The sequence below is a fragment of the Castellaniella sp. FW104-7C03 genome (assembly GCF_040276085.1).
Lineage (GTDB): Bacteria > Pseudomonadota > Gammaproteobacteria > Burkholderiales > Burkholderiaceae_B > Castellaniella.
In genome coordinates this window covers 1-22,722 of record NZ_JBELOK010000008.1, presented here as the reverse complement: position 1 = coordinate 22,722, position 22,722 = coordinate 1, and the positions used below count along the sequence as shown (strand labels likewise).

General features: G+C 59.0%; 28 protein-coding genes. 5 read left to right on the top strand and 23 right to left on the bottom strand.

Annotated features, from left to right (window positions below; all coding sequences use genetic code 11):
- Window positions 1-73: 73 nt before the first annotated feature.
- From ABS758_RS10480 to ABS758_RS10460, 5 genes are all read left to right on the top strand, one after another.
- On the top strand, window positions 74-859 hold the full coding sequence (locus ABS758_RS10480) for a TetR/AcrR family transcriptional regulator (RefSeq protein WP_350382606.1): 786 nt from the start codon (window positions 74-76) through the stop codon (window positions 857-859).
- A 191-nt stretch (window positions 860-1,050) separates the two neighbouring features.
- On the top strand, window positions 1,051-2,346 hold the full coding sequence (locus tag ABS758_RS10475; RefSeq protein WP_350382604.1) for an OmpP1/FadL family transporter: 1,296 nt from the start codon (window positions 1,051-1,053) through the stop codon (window positions 2,344-2,346).
- A gap of 72 nt (window positions 2,347-2,418) precedes the next feature.
- Window positions 2,419-2,946 (top strand): DUF4442 domain-containing protein, encoded by a 528-nt coding sequence (locus tag ABS758_RS10470; protein ID WP_350382603.1) that lies wholly within the window; start codon window positions 2,419-2,421, stop codon window positions 2,944-2,946.
- Window positions 2,943-3,554, top strand: a complete 612-nt coding sequence (locus tag ABS758_RS10465; protein ID WP_350382602.1) for a chalcone isomerase family protein — start codon at window positions 2,943-2,945, stop codon at window positions 3,552-3,554. Before ABS758_RS10470 ends, ABS758_RS10465 begins: the two co-directional genes overlap by 4 nt.
- Window positions 3,555-3,583: 29 nt before the next feature.
- On the top strand, window positions 3,584-5,257 hold the full coding sequence (locus tag ABS758_RS10460) for an AMP-binding protein (RefSeq protein WP_350382600.1): 1,674 nt from the start codon (window positions 3,584-3,586) through the stop codon (window positions 5,255-5,257).
- 29 nt (window positions 5,258-5,286) lie between these two features.
- Here ABS758_RS10460 and ABS758_RS10455 read toward each other — a convergent pair whose 3' ends face one another.
- From ABS758_RS10455 to ABS758_RS10345, 23 genes are all read right to left on the bottom strand, one after another.
- On the bottom strand, window positions 5,287-5,700 hold the full coding sequence (locus ABS758_RS10455) for a ribonucleotide reductase subunit alpha (RefSeq protein WP_350382598.1): 414 nt from the start codon (window positions 5,698-5,700) through the stop codon (window positions 5,287-5,289).
- A 165-nt stretch (window positions 5,701-5,865) separates the two neighbouring features.
- The gene (gene ggt / locus ABS758_RS10450) at window positions 5,866-7,671 is read right to left on the bottom strand and encodes a gamma-glutamyltransferase (RefSeq protein WP_350382597.1); all 1,806 of its coding nucleotides are present in this window, start codon (window positions 7,669-7,671) and stop codon (window positions 5,866-5,868) included.
- A 49-nt stretch (window positions 7,672-7,720) separates the two neighbouring features.
- Entirely contained in the window at window positions 7,721-9,223 is a 1,503-nt protein-coding gene (locus tag ABS758_RS10445) for a tripartite tricarboxylate transporter permease (RefSeq protein WP_350382596.1), read from the bottom strand.
- An 11-nt stretch (window positions 9,224-9,234) separates the two neighbouring features.
- Complete coding sequence (locus tag ABS758_RS10440; protein WP_350382595.1) at window positions 9,235-9,693, bottom strand: tripartite tricarboxylate transporter TctB family protein; 459 nt, start codon at window positions 9,691-9,693, stop codon at window positions 9,235-9,237.
- Between the two features lie 45 nt (window positions 9,694-9,738).
- Window positions 9,739-10,725, bottom strand: coding sequence for a Bug family tripartite tricarboxylate transporter substrate binding protein (locus tag ABS758_RS10435; RefSeq protein WP_350389079.1), 987 nt, complete (start codon window positions 10,723-10,725; stop codon window positions 9,739-9,741).
- A 142-nt stretch (window positions 10,726-10,867) separates the two neighbouring features.
- Complete coding sequence (rpsQ, locus tag ABS758_RS10430) at window positions 10,868-11,149, bottom strand: 30S ribosomal protein S17 (protein ID WP_350382593.1); 282 nt, start codon at window positions 11,147-11,149, stop codon at window positions 10,868-10,870.
- Between the two features lies 1 nt (window position 11,150).
- A complete protein-coding gene (rpmC, locus tag ABS758_RS10425; protein WP_066454649.1) occupies window positions 11,151-11,342 on the bottom strand; it encodes a 50S ribosomal protein L29 in 192 nt (63 codons plus the stop codon).
- Window positions 11,343-11,353: 11 nt separating this feature from the next.
- Window positions 11,354-11,770 carry a 50S ribosomal protein L16 gene (rplP, locus tag ABS758_RS10420; protein ID WP_350382592.1) on the bottom strand — a complete coding sequence of 139 codons (417 nt, stop codon included), beginning with the start codon at window positions 11,768-11,770 and terminating at the stop codon, window positions 11,354-11,356.
- Window positions 11,771-11,773: 3 nt separating this feature from the next.
- On the bottom strand, window positions 11,774-12,556 hold the full coding sequence (gene rpsC, locus ABS758_RS10415) for a 30S ribosomal protein S3 (RefSeq protein ID WP_350382590.1): 783 nt from the start codon (window positions 12,554-12,556) through the stop codon (window positions 11,774-11,776).
- 9 nt (window positions 12,557-12,565) lie between these two features.
- Window positions 12,566-12,895 carry a 50S ribosomal protein L22 gene (gene rplV / locus ABS758_RS10410; protein WP_350382588.1) on the bottom strand — a complete coding sequence of 110 codons (330 nt, stop codon included), beginning with the start codon at window positions 12,893-12,895 and terminating at the stop codon, window positions 12,566-12,568.
- A 3-nt stretch (window positions 12,896-12,898) separates the two neighbouring features.
- Window positions 12,899-13,174, bottom strand: a complete 276-nt coding sequence (gene rpsS / locus ABS758_RS10405; protein ID WP_066454635.1) for a 30S ribosomal protein S19 — start codon at window positions 13,172-13,174, stop codon at window positions 12,899-12,901.
- 12 nt (window positions 13,175-13,186) lie between these two features.
- A complete protein-coding gene (gene rplB, locus ABS758_RS10400; RefSeq protein WP_350382586.1) occupies window positions 13,187-14,014 on the bottom strand; it encodes a 50S ribosomal protein L2 in 828 nt (275 codons plus the stop codon).
- On the bottom strand, window positions 14,015-14,311 hold the full coding sequence (gene rplW / locus ABS758_RS10395) for a 50S ribosomal protein L23 (RefSeq protein ID WP_350382584.1): 297 nt from the start codon (window positions 14,309-14,311) through the stop codon (window positions 14,015-14,017). It abuts the gene before it with no gap.
- Complete coding sequence (gene rplD / locus ABS758_RS10390; RefSeq protein WP_350382583.1) at window positions 14,308-14,931, bottom strand: 50S ribosomal protein L4; 624 nt, start codon at window positions 14,929-14,931, stop codon at window positions 14,308-14,310. Before rplD ends, rplW begins: the two co-directional genes overlap by 4 nt.
- Before the next feature lie 2 nt (window positions 14,932-14,933).
- The gene (rplC, locus tag ABS758_RS10385) at window positions 14,934-15,623 is read right to left on the bottom strand and encodes a 50S ribosomal protein L3 (RefSeq protein WP_350382582.1); all 690 of its coding nucleotides are present in this window, start codon (window positions 15,621-15,623) and stop codon (window positions 14,934-14,936) included.
- Between the two features lie 266 nt (window positions 15,624-15,889).
- Window positions 15,890-16,897: an NAD-dependent epimerase/dehydratase family protein gene (locus ABS758_RS10380; RefSeq protein ID WP_350382581.1), complete on the bottom strand. Its 1,008-nt coding sequence runs from the start codon at window positions 16,895-16,897 to the stop codon at window positions 15,890-15,892.
- A 27-nt stretch (window positions 16,898-16,924) separates the two neighbouring features.
- The gene (locus tag ABS758_RS10375; RefSeq protein WP_350382580.1) at window positions 16,925-18,205 is read right to left on the bottom strand and encodes a TRAP transporter large permease; all 1,281 of its coding nucleotides are present in this window, start codon (window positions 18,203-18,205) and stop codon (window positions 16,925-16,927) included.
- Window positions 18,202-18,759, bottom strand: coding sequence for a TRAP transporter small permease (locus tag ABS758_RS10370; RefSeq protein WP_350382579.1), 558 nt, complete (start codon window positions 18,757-18,759; stop codon window positions 18,202-18,204). Before ABS758_RS10370 ends, ABS758_RS10375 begins: the two co-directional genes overlap by 4 nt.
- On the bottom strand, window positions 18,756-19,757 hold the full coding sequence (locus ABS758_RS10365) for a TRAP transporter substrate-binding protein (protein ID WP_350382578.1): 1,002 nt from the start codon (window positions 19,755-19,757) through the stop codon (window positions 18,756-18,758). The genes ABS758_RS10370 and ABS758_RS10365 overlap by 4 nt, the downstream gene beginning before the upstream one ends.
- 69 nt (window positions 19,758-19,826) lie before the next feature.
- Window positions 19,827-21,233 carry a dihydropyrimidinase gene (gene hydA / locus ABS758_RS10360; RefSeq protein WP_350382577.1) on the bottom strand — a complete coding sequence of 469 codons (1,407 nt, stop codon included), beginning with the start codon at window positions 21,231-21,233 and terminating at the stop codon, window positions 19,827-19,829.
- Window positions 21,230-22,000, bottom strand: coding sequence for an aspartate/glutamate racemase family protein (locus tag ABS758_RS10355; RefSeq protein WP_350382576.1), 771 nt, complete (start codon window positions 21,998-22,000; stop codon window positions 21,230-21,232). The genes hydA and ABS758_RS10355 overlap by 4 nt, the downstream gene beginning before the upstream one ends.
- Before the next feature lie 284 nt (window positions 22,001-22,284).
- The gene (rpsJ, locus tag ABS758_RS10350) at window positions 22,285-22,596 is read right to left on the bottom strand and encodes a 30S ribosomal protein S10 (protein ID WP_350382575.1); all 312 of its coding nucleotides are present in this window, start codon (window positions 22,594-22,596) and stop codon (window positions 22,285-22,287) included.
- Between the two features lie 55 nt (window positions 22,597-22,651).
- Window positions 22,652-22,722 (bottom strand): EF-Tu C-terminal domain-related protein (locus ABS758_RS10345; protein WP_078536286.1); only part of this gene is annotated, 71 nt, incomplete at its 5' end.

Here is a 22,722-nt window from a genome sequence, read left to right as displayed (position 1 = left end):
AGTCTAAGGGGTAACACGGATACCGTTTCAGGGCAGCTTGTGTATAGTTTTAAAACAAACGTTTGAACTACACATGACTATTACTCGATCATCCCTCACTCGCGACGCCATCCTGGATGCGGCAGAACATCTGTTTGCCGAACAAGGGCACGACAAAACGTCCATGCGGCAAATCACCAAAGCCGCAGACGTAAATCTGTCTGCCGTTAATTACCACTTTGGCTCCAAAGATGCCCTGATTGAAGCTGTTTTTCAACGCCGCCTCGACGCCCTGAACACCGAGCGTCTGCAGATTCTTGATGGGCTCGAAGCCCAGTCTGCCGGGCAACCACTTAAACCTTCAACCATCGTCGAGGCCTATTTTGGGCCGCTGGTGCGCCATGCCTGCAGTGCGGGCGCAGAGCGCCGGGCATTTATGCCGTTGCAAAGCTGCAATGTGTCCGACCCCAACGGCGCCATCAATGCACTGTTCGAGGCCGAGCGCTCGGTGGTAGCGCATCGGTTTACCCGCGCCTTGCTAAAGGCCCTACCCGCAGTACCGGAAGCCGAAATTGTCTGGCGCTTTCACTTTATGCTGGGGGCTACCGCCTACGCCATCATGGGTGCCGACAGCTCCAGCCAGGTAATGAATCTACACGGCCAGGATATCAATCTCCAGGATGCCGACGCCCTGTTGGAGCGCCTGATGTCGTTTCTGCTGGGGGGGCTGCGCGCGCCGCTGGCCGGCACCCAATCTGCAACGCCCGGCCAAAAGGCCAGTCAGGATTTTTCTTCGCCCGACCCCACCGCCCACCCGGCGTCCGGCCGACATGCCTCTTCACCGCTTCAGGGGGATTCCATGAAACCAGGAAATGGCTGATCCCGATCTGATGCCGGACTAACGCCGGTTCCCTTCTAAAACCCATTTTTCACGCTGTGCCGCCGGCACGGCGGGGGGTTTTGCACGCCTAAACGTGTGACTTTTGCGATGCAGCCTTGCACCGCACGGGGATTTGCACGTCCAAAATTTGCCGGGCCAATGCCCATATTTCCACCTATGGAGAAGACATTATGAAGTTACATCATTCGATCAAGACGCTATCCGCCCTGATCATCGGCCTGGGCAGCATCGGCGCCGCCCATGCAGCCGGTTTTCAGCTGCTCGAACAAAACGGCAGTGGCCTGGGCGCGGCCTATGCGGGCTCTGCCGCATTGGGCGAAGATGCCAGCACGGTGTACTACAACCCCGCCGCCATGACGCTATTGCCCGGCATGAACGTCAGCGCCGGCGCCGTGGCCATCAAGCCAAATTTTGAGTTCTCGGATGGCGGCAGTACCGCAGGCAAGAAAGTGGGCGGCTTCCCCACCGGCGCAGGTGGTGATGGCGGTAACGCTGGTAAATGGGGTGTTGCCCCCAACGCTTACTTTACGTGGGAACTGACCCCGAAATGGTGGGTAGGCGTAGGCGTGGGTGCCCCCTTTGGCCTGATGACAGACTATGAAAAGGGTTGGGCAGGCCGCTATCACTCCGAGAAATTCTCGATAGAGAGCATCAACATCAACCCATCCATCGCCTTCAAGGCCACCGATACCTTGTCCTTTGGCTTGGGTCTGAACTGGATGCAACTGGATGCAGACTACCGAAAGGCTCAGTCGATGGGCCCTGCAGGCGACATCCAGGCCAGAGTTGAGGCGGACGGCGATGCCTGGGGCTGGAATGCCGGCCTCTTGTGGCAAGCCACGCCGGATACCCGTTTCGGCCTGTCCTACCGTTCAAAAGTCAAAATCGATGCCGACGGCACGACCAAGCTCTCGAATCGATCCGTTAATCCCGGAACAGTGCCGTTTTTGCCGGTAAAAATGGGCTCTTACAACGCCGAGACCTCTGTCGAACTACCTGATACCGCCATCTTCAGCGTCGTGCACAATCTGAACGACCGCTGGACCTTGCTGGGTGACGTGTCGTGGACCGGCTGGAGCAGCATCCCGGAGCTGAAGATCGAAAGCGCGGGCTTGCCTGATTCCACACTGGATCTTCGCTTTGAAGACTCCTGGCGGGTGGCCTTGGGTGCGCATTACCGCTACAGCGACAGCTGGACGTTCAAGGGTGGTGTGGCCTGGGATCAGTCTCCCGTGCAAAGCGACACCTATCGCCCGTCATCTCTGCCTGACAACGACCGCTATTGGGTCTCGCTGGGTGCAAAGTACAACTTCAGCAAGGCCACCAGCGTGGATATCGGTTACGCCCACCTCTTCGTGAAGAGCACTTCGGTCAACAACACTTCTTCTGCTGATGCGGGCACGCTGAAGGGTGACTACAAGAGCAGTGCCGATCTGATCGGCGTGCAATTCTCCCACCGTTTCTAAGCGGAGCCTGCGTGAACCCAGTGTCCCGTCTGTTGCACCCCCGTCACTCTGGCATCTTAGCGGGGCACTGACATGAAGCTTTCGCAGTTATCGCGCCTGTCACCCCGGTGGCGGGCGCGGGTGATGCGCACCGGCTTTAACCTGCACCCGGCATTTCGCGCCACGGGTGGCCGGGTGATAGCAGTGTCTCCGGATCTGCTGCACATCCGTGTGCGCCTGGCGCTTACCCGCCGCACGCGCAATCTGGTGGGCTCCATTTATGGAGGCTCACTGTTTGCGGTAACCGACGGTGTGCATGCCGGCATGCTGATGGCCCGATTGGGGCCGGATGTCATTGTGTGGGATAAAGCGGCCACAATCCGCTACCGCCGGCCTGCCTTCACCGCCGTCATGGCAGATTTTGATCTGTCTGAAGCCGAGCTGCAGGATATTCGCGACACACTGGCGCGCGATCATGAAACTGAACGGACCTATCCGGTTGAGCTTAAAGGGCCTGACGGGACTGTCCATACCGAAGTGCAAAGAACGGTCTACCTGGCCGATAAGGCCTGGTACAAACATCACAAGTTGCGTGCACGCGCAGCAGGAGACTCTGTATGAAGAAGTGCTTGATTTCACAGGCCCGTGTGGCCTTGGCCGGCGGGCTGCTGGCATTGGCGGGCCTGTGTGCCGCGCCGGCAGTGCAGGCTCTGACTATTTCCAACGTCGAGGTGCCCACCCAGGAAACAGTTGCCGGCCAACCACTGGTGCTAAATGGTGCCGGCATGCGCCAGCGCTTTGTGTTTCATGTGTATGTGGCAGCCCTGTATCGCCCTCAGGCCAGCCAGGACGCCACCGCCATCGTGAACAGTGCTGACACACAGTTGCTGCGTCTGACCCTGCTGCGCGACATCAACAGCAAGGCCCTCACCGACGCGCTAAACGATGGCCTCAAGGCCAATAATAGTGAAGCCGACCTGGCTGCCATGAAAGACACGATCAATCATTTTGAAGCTTTTATGAAGACCGGTGGCGAGGGCGCATCGGGCGATCGGGTGGACATTTATTTCCAGCAGGGTAAGGTCTCGGTATCATTCAAGGGCAAGGCACTGGGTGAGGTCGGCGACCCCCGGTTCTCTGCGGCATTGCTTAAGGTGTGGCTGGGCGACGTCCCCGCCCAGGAATCCCTGAAACAGGCCTTGCTGGGCAAAACATCCACCGCCAACTGATTTTCGCGATTGCAATAAGGAACAGCACCATGGAACCCATCTGGCTGAAACACTATCCCGAAGGCGTGCCGGCCGACATCACCGACCAGGCCGATGCCTACGCGTCGCTGGTGGACATGTTTGAGGAAAGCTGCCGGAAGTATGGCAACAACACGGCCTACATCAGCATGGGGGTGTCTCTCAGCTATGCGCAAACGCACCAGAAAGCCCAGGCGTTTGCGGCATGGCTGCAGTCGCAAGGGGTTGGACAGGGCGACCGTGTAGCCCTGATGATGCCCAATCTTTTGCAGTATCCCGTGTGCCTGTTTGGCACCCTGATGGCCGGCGCCGTGGTGGTCAATACCAACCCGCTATACACCCCCCACGAGCTGCACCATCAGCTGACTGACTCTGGTGCCACCACGGTGGTGGTGGCCGAAAACTTTGCACACACACTGCAAGAAGCCATGCCAGGCACAGACGTGCAACGGGTGGTAGTAACGTCGCTGGGCGAGATGCTGGGGTTTCCCAAGGCCTTGCTTACCGACCTCGTGGTGCGTTATGTCAAGAAGTTGGTGCCCGACTGGACGATCGCCAACACGGTACGTCTGCGTGATGCCCTGGCGGCCGGTGCGCGCGCAAACTACCAGCGCCCCACCTTGACAGCCAAGGACCTGGCCGCCCTGCAATATACGGGAGGCACCACAGGCGTAGCCAAAGGCGCCATGCTTAGCCACGGCAACCTGGTGGCCAACGTGTGCCAGGCCCATAGCTGGGTAAAACCTTTTTGCCAGGGCGAGCGCGAATGTATCGTGACAGCCTTGCCGCTCTATCATATCTTCGCCCTGACAGCCAATTGCCTGACCTTCATGAAGCTGGGTGCCAGCAACCTCTTGATTGTCAATCCACGCGATATCCCGGGCTTTATCAAAGAGCTTGGCACCGTCAAATTTACAGCGCTTACCGGGGTTAATACCTTATTTAATGCCCTGCTTAACAACCCGCAGTTTGCCAAGCTGGATTTCAGCCATTTGAACCTGACGCTGGGTGGGGGCATGGCAGTACAAGAGGCAATCGCTCAGCGCTGGCTGAAACTCACCGGCAAACCAATTGCACAAGCTTATGGCCTGACCGAGACCTCACCGGCGGTCACCATCAACCCGCTGGACAAGGTGGACTTCAATGGCTCGATTGGTCTACCCGTTTCCTCTACGCTGGTGGCTGTGCGCACCGACAATCGTGACATGGCGATTGGCGAGTCCGGCGAAATCTGTGTGAAGGGCCCCCAGGTAACCTCTGGATACTGGAACCGCCCTGAAGAAACCGCCAAGGTATTTGACGCAGATGGCTGGCTGCTCACCGGCGATATCGGTTACATGGACAACGAAGGCTACGTCTTTTTGCTGGATCGCAAAAAAGACATGATCCTGGTGTCCGGGTTTAACGTGTATCCCAACGAAGTCGAGGCTGCCGCGATCGAACACCCCGGCATCCTCGAGGCCGCCGCAGTTGGGGTGCCTAACGGGGCCTCGGGCGAAGTCGTCAAGTTGTATGTCATTCGCAAGGATCCGTCGTTGACCGAGGCAGACGTCATTGCCCATTGCCGCAAACTGCTGACAGGCTATAAGGTGCCCAAGTTTGTGGAGTTTCGCGAGGATCTCCCGCGCAGCAACGTGGGCAAAATTTTGCGCAAAGAACTGCGCAACGAAGCCAGCAAAAAATAAAGCAGCCGGCTGGCTGGGCCGGCCAGCCGTCAGGCAGCACCAAACACCAGCGGATCGCCCGCGTGATCAAAGGCCAGCAACGAGCTCACAGAGCCGTACTTGATCATTTGCGTCATCCGCTGAAACGCAAGATCCACATCCTTGTTATCCGGCAGGTAGGCCGATTGATCGGCCATGGCCGCTACAAACACCACCTGCCAGTCTGCCTGCCCCGTGGTACGCGACTCAGCCGCCAGCGCGGCAAAATCGGTGAGCTGATCAGGCGTTTTATCGACGCACAGCAAAGGGGTAAGCTCACCGCCCTGGCCGCGCATGTGGCTGGCTTTTTGTGCCGGCGTGGCGTCGTCTGGTACGGCACTGGTGGCAAACACAAACAGCAGGCGCTGGGGCTCGGGCTGCTGGCGGGCAGCCTGAAGAAGGTCGTCGAAACAGGTGATATCCATCGCTAATAAACCAGACAGTGAGGGTAGCTGCCATGCTACCCGATCCGGGGCCGGCTGTCTGGGCCACACGACATGCCGGGTGCAGCAACGTAGCAGGCACACCGGCCAGCCGCGTCATGGCCCGCGTACACCTGGCCAGGCCAGGTGTTTTCGCGGAACCGCTGCTTAGCGGCCCATCGCAGCACCATCCGGATTGCGGGGATCGGATGCCCCGTACAGAAGGCCATCTTGTACCTGGATGGTTTCGGTTTTGCCCATGGTGGGTTTAAGCACGATATGGTGCCCATACTGGCGCAACAGGGCCAGGGTATCCGGGCTGAAACCTTTCTCGATACGCAGCTCGTCTGGCCACCATTGGTGATGAAACCGCGGAGTGGCTGCCGCTTCGGCGGGGTTCATATCAAAATCGATGGCATCCACCACGGTTTCGAGCACCGTGGTAATGATGCGGGCGCCACCCGGGCTGCCGGTGACCAGCCAGGGGCGGCCATCCTTGAGCACAACGGTTGGGGTCATGGATGACAGCGGGCGTTTGCCCGGTGCAATGGCATTGGCCTCACCGCCAATCAGGCCATACACATTGGCCACCCCTGGCTTGGCCGAGAAATCATCCATCTCGTTGTTTAGCAAAATCCCGGTGCCGGCAGCCACAATGCCGCTGCCAAAATGGGTGTTCAAGGTATAGGTAACCGCCACTGCGTTGCCAGCCGCATCCACCACCGAATAATGTGTGGTTTGATCACTTTCGTAAGGCTGGGGGGTTCCCGGTTTGATCTGCGAGGATGGGGTGGCATGCGTTGCATTGATCTTGCTGACCAACTGGCGGGCGTAGGCCTTGGACACCAGCCCCGACACAGGGACATCCACAAAATCGGTATCACCCAGGTATTCAGAGCGATCGGCGTAGGCTCGCTTCATGGCCTCGACCATATGATGGATGGTTTGTGCACTGCCCGACCCCCACTGGCGGATGGGCCAGTTTTCCATCATGTTGAGGATCTGCACCAGGTGGATGCCCCCGGAGCTGGGCGGCGGCATGGCCAGCACCCGATAGCCACGATACTCGCCGGCAATCGGGGTGCGCTCGACGGCCCGATACCGGGCGAGGTCTTGTGCGGTAATCAGGCCACCATGCCGCGCCATCTCAGCCACGATTTTCTGGCCAATCGGGCCCTGATAAAAGGCTTTTGGGCCCTGCGCGGCAATCAGGCGCAGGGATTGCGCCAGATCCTTTTGCATCAGCCAGCTGCCTGCCTTTAGAGGTTGGCCGTCCTGCCAGAAAATCGCCCGGGTAGCTGGCCATTGCCCCATGGTTTTACGGCTTTTCTCAAGGGTTTCCGCCAGAGTCTGGCTGACTGCAAAGCCACGATCGGCCAAGCGGATGGCGGGTGCCATTACCTGTGCCAGCGGCAGCTGGCCCCATTGCTGCTGTGCATGGGCAAGGCCGGCCACACTGCCGGGAACACCCACGGCCAAATGCGTAAAGAGCGACCGTCCGCCCACCACCTTACCTTGCGCATCCAGATACATGTCCCGGGAGGCATGACCAGGCGCCATCTCGCGAAAATCCAACGCAATGTCACGGCCATCGGAGGCAGTATGCACCATCATGAAGCCGCCGCCACCCAGATTACCCGCATTGGGCAAGACCACCGCCAAAGCAAAGCCCACGGCCACTGCGGCATCCACGGCATTTCCTCCGGCGGCCAGCATGGCCAGGCCTGCCTGGCTGGCCAGCGCCTGTTCGGACACCACCATGCCATGACGCGCCACCACGGGATGAAAAATATCCCGGTCGAAATCGTAGGCAGCCGCCGCCGCTGTGGTGGCAGCGGGCGTCACCGGTGCCGTAGAGACGGGCGCCGGATGAGTATCCAGCTGAGTAGTGGGTGCCTGGTTAGGCTGCGTGACACAGCCAGCCAGCAGCACGGACAAGAAGGCGGAAGGAATCCAGCGACGTGAGTAACGCATCAGCAGTGCTCCGGGCAAGCAGGATGGGCGACCAGAAGAGCGGCGAGGCTTACTCTTCGACGAAAGCTTCGTCGCGTTTGCGACGAATCACCGGGACGGCAATCAGAACCAGCAGGCCTGCGGCCACCAGCAATAAGGACAGGGACACCGGCCGGGTGATGAAGGTAGTGAAATCACCCCGGGACAGCAACAACGCCCGGCGGAAGTTTTCTTCCATCATTTCTCCGAGCACCAGCCCCAACAGCAGGGGGGCGGATTCGCAACCAAGCCGTGTCCAAAGATACCCTGCTGCACCAAAGAACGCCAGCATCCAGACATCAAACAGGCTGTTGTCGAGTGAATAGACACCAATCGAGCAAAACACCAAAATGGCCGGAAACAGCACGCGATAAGGCAGTTTAAGTAGCTTCACCCACAGCCCGATCAGCGGCAGATTAAGAATCACCAGCATCAGGTTGCCAACCCACATGGAGACCACCAGCCCCCAGAACACCTCGGGGTGCGCAGTCATCACGCGTGGGCCAGGCTGAACATCATGGATGATCATGGCACCCAGCATCAGGGCAGTGACTGCATTGCCGGGAATACCGAGCGTCAGCAGGGGGATAAACGAAGTTTGCGAGGCGGCATTGTTGGCCGATTCTGGGCCGGCCAGGCCTGCGGGATGGCCCTTGCCAAAGCGCTGTGGCTCGTGCGAGATCTTTTTCTCGAGGGTGTAGGAGGCAAACGAGGACAGCACCGCACCGCCTCCGGGCAAAATGCCCAGTGCCGAGCCCAGCAGCGTGCCGCGCACGCTGGCCGGCCAGGCCTCTTTGAACTCTTGTCGGTTGGGGTACAGCGAGCCCACCTTGTCCATCACGCTGACCCGGCGCTCGCGTTGTTCAAGATTGCCGATAATCTCTGCCAGACCGAAAATCCCCATGGCCACCACCGCGAAATCCAGGCCATCCTGCAACTTGAGAAAGCCCAGATCAAACCGCGGCATGCCGGAGTTCACATCGGTGCCAATCATCCCCAGCGTCAGGCCCAGGAGGGTCATGCCAATGGCTTTAAGGAGCGACCCTGACGCCATGACCACAGCCGCCAGCAGCCCCAGCACCATCAGAGAGAAGTATTCGGAGGGCCCAAACTTGAAGGCGATCTGTGCCAGCAAGGGTGCAAAAGCCGCCAGCAGCACCGTAGCCACACAGCCGGCAAAAAAAGAACCCAGCGCCGCGATGGCCAGGGCAGCACCCGCCCGCCCTGCTTTGGCCATCTGATAGCCATCCAGCACAGAGACCACCGAGGAGGTTTCTCCCGGCAAAGCCACCAGGATGGCCGTAGTGGAGCCCCCATACTGCGCACCATAGTAGATGCCGGCCAGCATGATCAGGCCAGCCTCTGGCGGCAATACATACGTAATGGGCAGCAGCATCGCAATGGTGGGTACCGGCCCAATGCCCGGCAGAACACCAATCAGTGTGCCCAGCAGACACCCCAACAGACAGTAAGTAAGATTTTGCAGGCTGAGGGCAACAGAAAGCCCCAACGCCAGGTGATCGAGCCACTCCATGGATATCGGCCCTAACCCAGCAGGCCGGCGGGAAACACCAGCCCCAGGCCCTTGATGAACACCAGCCAGACAAACAGCATCATGCCCAGCCCGACCCCGGCTGCCACCTTCCAGCTGAAATCATGGGCGGCCATGCTGCCGACAAAGGCCAGCAGAAAAACAGCGGGCAGTACACCAAGCCAGGGTAGCGTAAGGGCAAACAGACACACAGCCCCCAACACTACTGCTGCTACCCGCCAATCGGGTGACGTAATCTTGGTGCTGGTAGCACCAGGCCGACAGGCCTGCCAGGCCAGCAACACCCCTAGAAGCACCAGGCACACCCCCAGCAGCGTGGGGAAATACGCGGGGCCCATGCGCGCTGCACGGCCCATCGGGTAGTGTTGTGCCCCCAGCGCAAACGCCAGCCCCGCACACACAAACAGGGCCCCCGCCCAGAAATCCGGCTGATGACGGATCTTCAGGCGCACGGTACGTATCCGGTGGCCACGGGAGAGGCTGGCAATACCATCAGATTACTGGTCGAAGCGAATGTTGTTGGCCTTGATCACGGGGGTCCAGCGGTCCAGATCGCCCCGCACCACCGCTTTCATTTCGGCTGGGGTGCTGGCAACGGGCTCTTCGTGCAAGTTGGCCAGTTTCTTGACGATGGCGGGATCCTTAAGCATCGCCACGACTTCTGCAGTGAAGCGATCTTCGATGGCCTGCGGCGTACCGTGAGGTGCCACGAATCCCATCCAGGCATCGGCTTCGATGCCGGACACGCCACTCTCGGCCAATGTGGGCAGATCTGGCAGGATGGTAGAACGCTTGGCCGTGGCAACCGCCAGTGCCTTGATCTTGCCCGCCTTTACCTGCTCCATCACGGCAGCGGCCGGCAAAATGCCCATCTGGGTTTCGCCAGACAAAATAGAGGTGACAACCTTGGAGGAGCTGGCATACGGCACGTGCACGATATCGGTGCCACTGGCCGCCGCCAGCGCGGCCATCGCCAGATGCGAGATGCTGCCCACGCCCATCGACCCATAATTGTAGTCGCCTGGTTTGGCGCGCAGCACTTTCAGCAAGCCATCCACATTATCGACGCCAAGGCTGGGAGACACCACCAGCACACTGGGTTGCGTGGCAGCAATGGTCAGGAGATCGAGATCCTGGGCGGGCTTGTACGGCAGATTGGGGAACAGCACCGTATTGGCAGCCAGCGGCCCGGAGATGGTGATGCCAAAGGTATAGCCATCGGGATCGGCCTTGGCCATGGCAGCGGTACCGATATTGCCACCGGCCCCGGCCTTGTTCTCGACCACCACCGGCACACCCAGCTTGGGCCCGATGTAATCGGCCGTCATGCGCGCCATGGTGTCGGGTGTAGAACCTGGCCCAAACGGCACAAGGATACGGATTGTCTTGGCAGGCCAGGCGTCGGCCGCCTGCACCGGCAACACCAGCAGGCTGCTTGCCGCCAGAAGCGCAAAGGCACTAAGTATTCTCAAGGCTTTCATCATCGATTCCCGAATCTTTGAACAGGCATTATGTTACCGGAATGTGGTCACGGCAGGCAGCGTGAAATGCACAAGCCCCGCTTGCGCAGGGCTTGTTTGTACTACTGGCTGGCGCAGGGCCTTGCAGGCCCCCGAAAGCGTGCGATCAGATGACGCGCACGGCTTCGACCAGGCGAACCACCTTCCAGGACTTGGTCTTGGAGAGGGGACGGCCTTCGGCGATTTCCACGGTGTCGCCCTCGTTGTATTGGTTGGACTCGTCGTGCGCCTTGTATTTGGCAGTACGGTTGACGAATTTGCCCAGTACGGGGTGCTTCACGCGGGTTTGGACGCTGACCACAACGGTTTTGTCCATTTTGTTGCTGACGACCTTGCCGACCAGCGTGCGTTGACGCTTGACGGTGTCTTTTTGGATTTCGGTTGTCATATTACTTTCCTGCGTTCTCAGTCATGATGGTGCGGATGCGCGCGATATCGCGACGCACTTTGCCCAGCTGGCTGGTGTTGGAAAGCTGCTGAGTGGCACGCTGCATGCGCAGGTTGAAGTGTGCCTTCAGCAGGCTCTCGAGCTCGGTCTGGAGCCCGGCGGCGTCTTTTTCGCGCAGTTCACTGGCTTTCATATGTATACCCCTTAGGCGCCCACACGACGCGACACGAAGGTCGTGCGCAGGGGCAGCTTGGCGGCGGCCAGACGGAATGCTTCGCGTGCCACGTCTTCGGACACGCCTTCCATTTCGTACAGCACCTTGCCAGGTTGAATTTCAGCGACCCAGTACTCTGGATTGCCCTTGCCTTTACCCATCCGGACTTCGGCGGGCTTTTGCGAGATGGGCTTGTCCGGGAAGATCCGGATCCAGATACGGCCGCCGCGCTTGATGTGGCGGTTGATGGCACGACGGGCTGCCTCGATCTGGCGGGCTGTCAGGCGGCCGCGATCGGTGGACTTAAGGCCGTATTCGCCAAAAGAAACATTGTTACCGCGCGTCGCCAGGCCCGTGTTGCGGCCTTTTTGCTCTTTGCGGTATTTCCTGCGAGAGGGTGACAGCATGGTTTATTCTCCTTCAGACGCGGGCGCGGCCGAAGCGGCGTCACGGCGCGGACCACGGCCACGGCCACCGGGACGGCCAGGACGGTCGCTACGCGGTGCGCGGCGGGGCCGGCGCTCTTCGTCGCGCGGGGCGGCGGTTTCAACGGGGAAGTCGCCGTTGGGCAGCATATCGCCCTTGTAGACCCAGACCTTGATACCGATGATGCCGTATGTGGTTTGGGCTTCGGACGTGCCGTAGTCGATGTGTGCGCGCAGTGTGTGCAGGGGCACACGGCCTTCGCGGTACCATTCGGTGCGGGCAATTTCGATGCCGTTGAGGCGGCCCGACGACATGATCTTGATGCCCTGGGCACCCAGACGCATGGCGTTTTGCATCGCACGCTTCATGGCCCGGCGGAACATGATGCGCTTTTCGAGCTGTTGGGCGATAGAATCGGCAACCAGCTGGGCATCGGTTTCGGGCTTGCGGATTTCCTCGATGTTGACGTGCACAGGCACGCCCATCAGGCGCTGCAGATCGGACTTCAGTGTTTCGATGTCTTCGCCGCGACGGCCGATCACCACACCCGGACGTGCCGAATAAATGGTAATGCGGGCATTCTTGGCAGGACGCTCGATGATGACGCGACCGACAGAAGCGCTTTTAAGTTTCTTCTTGAGGTACTCGCGGACACGGATGTCTTCGGCCAGCATGCTGCCGTAGACCTTGTCGTTGGCGTACCAGCGGGAAGTCCAGTTGTGGTTGACCGCCAGGCGGAAACCGGTTGGGTGGATTTTCTGTCCCATTGCGACTCCTTAGGCCCCGACCTTAACCACGATGTGGCAGGTCTGTTTCTCGATGCGGTTACCACGACCCTTTGCGCGGGCAGAGAAACGCTTCATCGACTGAGCTTTGTCGACATAAATGGTGGTGATTTTCAGCTCGTCGATGTCGGCACCGTCGTTGTGCTCGGCATTGGCGATGGCCGATTCAAGCGCCTTCTTGAGGATGCCTGCGGCCTTCTTGGGGCTGAAATTCAGGATATTGAGGGCGTGCGCCACGGACTTTCCGCGGATCAGATCCGCCACCAGGCGGGTCTTTTGGGCGGAAATATGGACGCCGCGAATGACTGCGGTGGTTTCCATGGCTTACCTCTTGGCCTTTTTGTCTGCCGCGTGACCCTTGAAGGTACGCGTCAGGGCAAATTCGCCGAGTTTATGGCCGACCATGTTCTCGTTGATGTAAACGGGCACATGCTGACGACCGTTATGCACGGCAATGGTCAACCCGATGAACTCGGGCAAAATGGTGGAACGACGCGACCAGGTCTTGATCGGCTTCTTTTCCTTGCCCCCGACGGCGGCATCGACCTTTTTGATCAGATGCGCATCGACGAATGGGCCTTTCTTGATCGAACGTGACATTGTGTTCGCCCCTTATTTGCGCTTGCGGCGCGAGACAATCATATTGTCTGTGCGCTTGTTACGACGGGTCCGGTAGCCCTTGGCGGGAGTACCCCACGGGCTGACGGGTTCGCGGCCTTCGCCGGTGCGGCCTTCACCACCACCATGCGGGTGATCCACCGGGTTCATGGCGACGCCACGAACGGTAGGACGCACACCGCGCCAGCGAACAGCACCGGCTTTACCGATTTGTCGCAGGCTGTGGTCGCTGTTGCCGACTTCACCAATGGTGGCACGGCAGTCGATGTGCACGCGGCGAACTTCACCGGAGCGCAGACGAACCTGGGCGTACACGCCTTCGCGGGCCAGCAGGACAGCCGAAGCACCTGCAGAACGCGCGATCTGGGCACCCTTGCCAGGCTGCATCTCGATGCAGTGGATAGTGGAACCCACAGGAATGGCACGGATCGGCAAGGTGTTGCCTGAACGGATCGGAGCATCGCTGCCGGATACGACCGTTGCACCAACCTGCAGACCACGGGGCGCAATGATGTAACGACGCTCGCCGTCGGCGTAGCACAGCAGTGCCAGGTGAGCCGTACGGTTGGGGTCGTATTCGAGGCGCTCGACGCGGGCGACGATGCCATCTTTGTTGCGACGGAAATCAACCATGCGGTAGTGCTGCTTGTGACCACCACCCCGATGGCGCACAGTGATGTGGCCATTGTTGTTACGGCCGGAACCGCGGGATTGGGATTCAAGCAGGGGCGCATAGGCCGGGCCTTTGTGCAGCTCGGGGTGCACAACCTTGACCATGCCCCGGCGGCCGGCGGATGTCGGTTTGACTTTAATCAGCGGCATTTAGTTCACCTCCGTAAAGTCGATTTCCTGGCCTGCCTTAAGGGACACATAGGCCTTGCGCTCGTTGCGACGACGACCGATGAAACGGCCGAAACGCTTTTCTTTGCCCTTGCGGTTGGCAACCTGCACGGAATCAACTTCGACCTTGAACAGGAGTTCGACGGCAGCCTTGATTTCGGGCTTGGTGGCATCAGCCACGACGCGGAAAGCGACCTGGTTGTTTTTTTCGGCAACCATCGTGGACTTTTCAGTAACCACGGGTGCCAGAATGATTTGCATCAGACGTTCGGCATTCATCCCAGCAACTCCTCGAGTTGGGCGATCGCAGCCTTGGTGACCAACACTTTCTTGTAGTGCACCAGGGACAACGGATCGGCGTAGCGCGTTTCGATCACTGCCACATGAGGCAGGTTGCGCGTCGCGAGATAGACGTTTTCGTCCATGGCATCAGTGATGATCAGGACGGACTCGGTGATCCCCAGATCCTTGAGTTTGCTGGAAGCAAGCTTGGTCTTGGGGGCCTCGAGGGAGAAGGATTCGACCACGGCCAGACGGTCCTCGCGGACCAGCTGGGAGAAAATGGCACGCAAACCGGCGCGGTACATTTTCTTGTTGACCTTGTGGCTGAAGTTCTCTTCGGGCGAGTTGGGGAATGCACGACCACCCCCACGCCAGATCGGCGAGGAAGTCATGCCGGAGCGGGCACGACCAGTGCCCTTTTGACGCCAGGGCTTCTTGGTGGAGTGCTTGACCGTCTCGCGGTTTTTCTGGGCGCGGTTACCCATGCGTGCGTTGGCCTGATAGGCCACGACGATCTGGTGCACCAGCGCTTCGTTGAATTCGCGACCGAAGATGTCATCGGCGCCGGCCACGGTGGCCGAGGATTGACCCTGATCGTTCAGGAGCTTGAGTTCCATGATTAGGCTCCTTTTTTGGGCGCGGCCTTGACGGCCGGACGCACGACGATATCGGCGTTTTTATGACCCGGGACAGCGCCCCGAACCAGCAACAGACCGCGTTCGACGTCGACACGCACGACGTCCAGATTTTGGACTGTGCAGGTGACATCACCCAGGTGACCGGCCATTTTCTTGCCCGGAAAGACGCGGCCCGGATCTTGTGCCTGACCGATGGAGCCGGGCACGCGATGCGAGCGTGAGTTACCGTGCGACGCGCGCTGCGAACCGAAGTTGTGGCGCTTGATGGTGCCGGCAAAACCCTTACCGATTGAGGTGCCGGTGACGTCGACTTGTTGGCCGACTTCGAAGACAGACTCGACGGAAACCACTGCGCCGGCCGTGAATTCGGCGGCACGGGCGGGATCAAGACGGAATTCTTTGAGCGTAGAACCGGCTTCGATACCGGCTTTTGCAAAGTGACCCGACTGGGCCTTGGTAACGCGAGAGGCACGGCGGGCACCATAGGCCAGCTGAACCGCCGCATAGCCGTCGACTTCGGGCGTCTTGACTTGGGCAACGCGATTGTTGGACACGTCCAGCACAGTTACCGGGATGGAATCGCCTTCCTCGGTAAAAATGCGGGTCATGCCGACCTTGCGTCCCACAAGCCCAAGGCGCCAGGCCGCGGGGGTAGGTGTCGTGTTCGACATTGTTTTCTCCGGGGTATGAACCCTTAAGCGTAAATCCCGACTTCGATTGGCCGGGGCTTGAGTGCAACCGCTAAGCTGCGCCGCTGCACAAAATGCATGCAACGAACGCCACCCATATAGATGGATGGCGAAGCTAAGTATTCTAGCACGAACAAAACTACGAAGGAAGAGCCCCTGTGCAAAACAGACACATGCGATACCAGGGAGGTGGCCTGCCCGAAACCGGAACCTGCTGGGCTCTGATCAGAGATTACCGAAGGCGTGCATTAAATCGCACAGCGCGCGCGCCAGCGGATGTAGTGCTCGAATGCGGCGCGACCGGTGAACGCAGGCTGGAAGCCGAATTCGGTTTCCATCCGGCCGATGGCAAACGGCGGCCGGGGCGTGGGTGCGCTGCGGCCGATATTGATCTTTTCGGGATCGTCACTGATCTCGTAGGTGAAACCCGGAAACGCCTCTGCCAGCAGCTTGCACCAGTCCAGGGCATCCCAGCGCTGGCCTGCCGACAAATGATAGACCGGCTCTTTTGGGGTGGTGGCCAGCATCTCCGCCACGCCAATGGCGACATCGTCAGCGTATACCCAATCGACCGGCAGTTGCGGCCCCAAAACGGCATGGCCACCGGTTTCTGCCATTTGTGTCAGCCCCAGGGGGATGCTGAGCGTGTCACGCACGCCGGTGGCGTACTCCCAGCGACCAAAGCATGTGCCCAGCCGGACAACGCTTGTACAAAGCTGGCGCGTGCTTCGATAGCGAACCGACAGCCGCTCGGCGGCATACTTGCTGATCCCGTAATGGCTGTCCGGCACGGGTATATGCCGGGTTTCATCCAGAAATTCATCTGTTGGCGATGCCGCACCAAACACCGCCCCCGAGCCCAGCACAATCACCTGAGCAAGCGCGCATTGGGTTGCCGCCTCCAGGACATTGAGTGTGCCGCCCAGATTGACTGCAAAGATCCGGGCCGGATCGGTGCGCTCGCGGTGGATGTCCGCGGTGATGGCCGCACCGTGGATCAGTGCCCCCACCTTGAATTGCTGCAGGGCGACTTTAAGTGCAACCGGATCACAGACATCACCTTCCACAATGGACAGGTGGCCCGGCAAGCCCTCTACCGCACGGATAAAGGGCTGGGGTGGTGCTGCCAAGCTGTAGCAAACCACATTGATGCCGCGCCCAAGCAAGTGCTCGGTGATATTCAGGCCAATGAAACCGGCGCCGCCGGTAATCAGGATGGTTGGCATGACTTCTTGTTGGGCACGGGCGTGTGGCATCAATGTTTAACCAAAGTGACAGAGAGATCAGTACCCGAGAAGCCGTGGCAACCACGTGACGATGGCCGGAAACACCATGCACAGAATCAAAACAGCAAACTGCCAGGCCACAAAGGGAACACACTCTTTGACCACCGGGCCCATGGGCATTTTTGTGATGCCACACACCACAAAATAAAGCACACCCACCGGCGGCGTCATCATGCCGATCACCAGGTTAAGCACAAACAGCAGGCCAAACCACAAGGGATCGATACCAAATGCTTGTGCGATAGGCGCAAACAGAGGAACCAGCATGATGTACGCTGCGTTTGACTCCAGGAACATCCCGACCACGATGAGAATTACCATGGTAAGCAGCAGAAACACCATCGGGCTGTCGGTGATAGACTGCACCCAGAGCGCCATATCCTGCGGAACCCGATTGACGGCAAACAGGAAGGTAACGGTTGCCGCAAAGGCAATCAGTGCCGCCACCATGGCAGAGATGACCGCGGCCCGAAACATGCACCCGGGCAAATCCCGCCACTTGAGCTTGCGGGTGGCCAAAAAGCCAATGGCGGCAGAGTACACCACTGCCACAGCCGCGCCCTCGGTGGCGGTAAACAAGCCCCCGATGATGCCGCCCAGCACAAGGATGGGCATAAATAGAATGGCATAGGCACGACGAAACTCGGTCCAGGCCCTGCGCCCATCGAAAGCTTCTCCGGTAAGGGGATACTTGCGTTTCCAGGACAAATACGAGGCGATCCCGATAAAGCCGATACATAAAAGGATGCCTGGGACGATGCCGGCGATGAACATGCCCCCCACCGATACGGTTGAGCCCGCCATCAAGGCGTACACAATCATGGCATTGGAGGGTGGAATAACCGGGCCGAGGTTGGACGCCGAAGCGATGATCGCGCAGGAGTATGTATCCGGGTAATACTTGCGCAGAGAAGGCACCAGGGCGCTGCCCAAGGCGCTGGCACTGGCTACGGCCGCACCGCTGACCGCCGCAAGAATAGTGCCCGCCACGATAGTGACATTGGCAAGGCCACCATGCATGCGGCCAACCAGACTGTTGGCAAAGCTGACCAGGCGCTCCATCATGCCTGCCTTCACCATGAACTCGCCCGCCAGAATAAACAGCGGTATGGCCATCAGCGGGAAGCTGTTAACCGAATACAGCATGCGTTCTGCCAGCATCGTGATGGGAAAATCGGCCGAAAACAGCGCCCCCAAAGAGGCAAACCCCAGGGCAAAGGCCAGTGGCATGCCCAGGAAGGCAAAGATCACAAACAGGATCAGGACCACGATAATCATAGCGATTGACCTCCCCAGATTCTCGAGCCACCCCAGGTGAAGAGAATCAGGTGCAGAACACTGTGCACGGCACAGATGAGGACAGCGATGTAGAAAACCGCTGCACTGATGGGCAAAGTGGGCATAAGCGCCTGCCATTTCCCGAGGGTGGCATCCCAGGCAGCGATGGCTACCGCGGCCATCAGCACGGCAGCTGCCAGCGACATCAACCGGAACAGGATCTCTTTGACACTTGGGCTCAGTGCGCTGACCAGCAGATCGATGCCCACGTGAACCCCATACTTGATGCCTTGCGGAATCGCCAGGAACATCGCCCAGACAAACAGCAATCTGGAGAGCTCGTCGGCGGAGTCAATCGATGAGTTGAGAATATGCCGCCAGACCACTTGCAAAGTGACGATGATGGTCATGCCGGCCATTGTGAGGACAATACCCGCCACAGACAACTGATCGAGGTATCTGACGACCGTCTGCAGCGGGCTGCCCGGCCAGCGCACAGGAAGCGCAATGTCTTCCTGTGGCTGGTTGCTACCCGGTTCTTGGGGCTGGTTCACTTGTCTGCCTCGGCAAACATGGCATCAACGATTTCGTCGCCCACGTTTTTACGGACGGTCTGCACCACGGACGCGGTTGCTTCGCGCATCTTGGCCCGGGCCTCGTCAGAGACTTCGGTGTACTGCATGCCGCGTTTGATCAAAGTGTCACGCCATTTGTCTGCCTCGGTAGCCGAGGCATTGCGTTGCCACTGAATCGCTTTTTTTGCTGCCTCGCTAACGACTTTCTGGTCTTCGGGGCTGAGCTTGTCGAAGGCTTGCTTATTGACCACAAAGACCATGAAATCGAACAGGTGACGGGAATCGGAAATGTACTTTTGCACCTCGTTGAAACGCCGGGTGGCGATGCTGTCATACGGGTTTTCCTGGCCGTCCAGCACACCCTGCTGCAGTGCGGAGTACACCTCGCTGATATCCATCGCCACCGGGTTTGCGCCCAGCGCCCGGAAAGCATTGATATGCACCTCGTTGGGCTGCAGCCGGATTTTCAGGTCTTTGAAGTCGGCCAGCGTTGCGATGGGCCGTACATTGTTGGTGACGTTACGAAAGCCAAGCTCGCCAAAGCCCAACCCTTTAAAGCCTTTGGCTGCCATTTTGTCGTTCAGGATCTGCCCCACCTTGCCATCGGCAACCTTCCAGGCGGATTCGTGCGTATTGAAGACAAACGGCAGGCTGACCGCCTCGAACTCCGGGACGATGCGGGACATGTACGCCACCGACAGCAGCGTGCCAAAGATCGTGCCAGATCGCGTCTGATCGATGTTCTCGGTTGCACCGCCGAGCATCATGTTGGGAAACAGGCTGATCTTCAGCGAGTCCGTTGTGTTTTTCTCGACTTCGGTCTTGAAGATCTCCATCGCTTTGGAAACCGAATGCTCAGCGGGGAAATTGCTGGCAATCCGCAAGTTTTGGGCAGCCATGGCAACTTGGCTGAGTGAGATGGCGCCGCCCACAATGCAGGCGAGCAAGGTGGATTTAAGGGTGATACGCATGTTCATGTTCCGTCTCCTCTATGGTTCACTTTGCAGTGATCTCTGGGTGCTGCAACCCGCCTTTGGTGGCATGAGTTACAGCAGCATTGGTTTACCGCATGACATGAATTCCCCGGTACCGGCCTGGCCCAGGAATTCGAAATTTTTGGCTACCAGCCTTCCGCGTGAGAAGGTCATGACCGGCCAGCCTGTGACGGTTTGGCCCTCGTAGGGCGTGTAGTCGACGTTGTGATGCAGCATCTGGTTGTGGATGGTGACCTCTCGATCGGGATCCCACAACGCAAGATCTGCATCAGACCCCACCATGAGCGAACCCTTGCGGGGATACAGCCCATACAGCTTGGCAGGTTGAGTGGATGTGACCGCTACAAACTGATGAATGCTGATGCGTCCCTCCTTGACGCCACCTGAAAACAGCAAGGGCAACCGTGTCTCGAGTCCAGGGATGCCGTTGGGAATATGGTGAAATTTTTGCTCGACGCCGCGCAGCTTTTTGCCGTGCGGGTCGTCGTAACCAAAGGGTGCATGATCGGATGAGAACACGGCAAAGACGTTGTGCTGCAGGCCATCCCAGACCACCTGCTGATTGGCACGGTCGCGGGGGGGTGGGCTGCAGATGCACTTGGCACCGTCGTAGTCGCCATGGCCGAGGTCGTCTTCGGTGAGATAAAGATACTGAGGGCAGGTTTCGGCATAGATGCGCTGCCCCCTGCCATGTGCCCAGCGGATCTGTTCGATGGCTTCGCGCCCGGACACATGCACGATCAGGATCGGCACATCGACCAGCTCGGAAAACGTGATGGCCCGATGCGTCGCCTCACGCTCGACGGCCTGCGGGCGGGACACCCCATGGTACTGGGGAGTGGTCTTGCCCTCGGAAACCAGGCGGTCGGTAAGCCAGCCGATGCAGTCGGAGTTCTCGGCATGCACCATCACCAGCGCACCTTCCTGGCGCGCGACATCCAGCACCTCCAGAATCTGGCGATCATTGAGCTTGAGATCATCGTAGGTCATGTAGACCTTGAATGAGGTGTAGCCTTCCTGGATAAGACGCGGGAGCTCGGTTTTCAGCACCTCTGGGGTGGGGTCCGACACAATCATGTGAAACGCGTAGTCGATGCAGGACTTGTCTTGCGCGCGCTGGTGATAGTCGGTGACGGCAGCTTGCAAAGACTGCCCCTTGGCCTGCGCGGCAAAGGGGATGATGGTGGTGGTGCCACCACAAGCGGCAGACCGCGATCCACTGAGGAAGTCGTCGGCCATACGCAAGCCGAAGTCTTGTGGCTGATCGAGGTGACAATGGGCATCCACGCCGCCTGGCAAGGCCAGCAGCCCGCTGGCATCAACGATTTGCGTGGCTATCCCGAGGTTTTTGCCCAATGCGGCAATCTTGCCATCGATGACACCAATATCAGCCTGAAATTTGTCAGATGCAGTGACGATTTCGGCGTTGATGACGAGCAGATCAAAATGCTGGCTCATGAGCGCGCCCCACCTGCGATGGCATCGGACTGGCCGGCAAACAGAGCAGCCAGGGCCGGGTTCATTTGCTGGTTGGGTTTGGCCGGTGGCGGTGCAAGCGGGCCGGCACGACGCGGCTGGTAATTGCTGCGAACCAGGGTTTCAACCATGCGCACGGCACTACCCACGCCGTCTACCAGCGGGACAGGCACCTGGCTTTCGATCTGACGAGCCAAGCCGGCAAGTGGAGCACCCGCCAGAATAATGGTGTCAGCCCCGGCGTCCACTTGTTGCAGGCACATCCGCAACAACGCGGCGCGGGCTTCGTCTTGCACGGCACCCACATCCGAGAACGCGCGGCCCAGGCCCTGGTACCCGATGAAGCGATGCGACATGCCCAGGGCTTCGAGGGTTTGCTGATACCAATAACCGATTCTTTTGGAGATGCCGACAATCCCGAAGCGCCCTCCAAGCAGAAAGGCGCTGGCCAGTGCGGACTCTGTCAGCCCCACCACGGGGATGGGGAACAGCTCTTTGGCCTGAGCCACTCCGGGATCGCCATATGCGGCAATGACGACACCATCGTAAGCAGTATGACATTGCGCAAGGTGCACAAAGCTTGCATACGCCGCCACGACGGATTCTGCCGGGGTTTCGATGTAAGCAACACCCATATCTACCGTTTCGGCGGTGATCTCGGTATCCGGCAAGGCTGCGCGCTGTGCTTCGTGCTGGATAAGCTGCGTGACGCTATTGGATATGTTGGGATTGAGCAGGAGGATCTTCACAGGTGTTCCTTTTTGATGCATCAGGCAAATGCCGCCCTATCAGTTCACGTGCACAGAATACCTGTGTCGACGATTCTTTTAACATCAGGATTAACACCTACGTGGACAATGATGTTTATAAATTTGTGTACATGTATGTACGCATTAAAGAAACTCAGCACCTTAAGCTCTGCTCATATCAGCTTGGCAGATCTGGCAGATCATCCGCGCAGAATAAAAAAGAGCTTCCCGAAGGAAGCTCTTTTTCGCAAAACGAACCGCTTATACAAGCAAGCGCGTTTGTATTACTGCAACGCGATCTCGACATCAACACCAGCCGGCAGATCGAGGCGCATCAATGCGTCGACGGTCTTGTCGGTGGGATCAACGATGTCCATCAGGCGCTGGTGCGTACGCATTTCGAACTGGTCGCGCGAGGTTTTGTTGACGTGCGGCGAACGCAACACGTCGTAGCGACGAATCCGCGTGGGCAGAGGCACGGGGCCACGAACCACGGCGCCGGTGCGCTTGGCGGTCTCGACGATCTCGGCGGCCGATTGGTCGATCAGCTTGTAGTCATACGCTTTCAGGCGGATGCGGATTTTCTGGCTTTTCATGGGTATCCCTAAAGAACGAATCCAGGCGGGGGCACAGCCCCCGCCAGACCATCAATTACTTGATGATTTTGGCAACGACGCCGGCGCCCACGGTGCGGCCACCTTCGCGGATGGCAAAACGCAGAC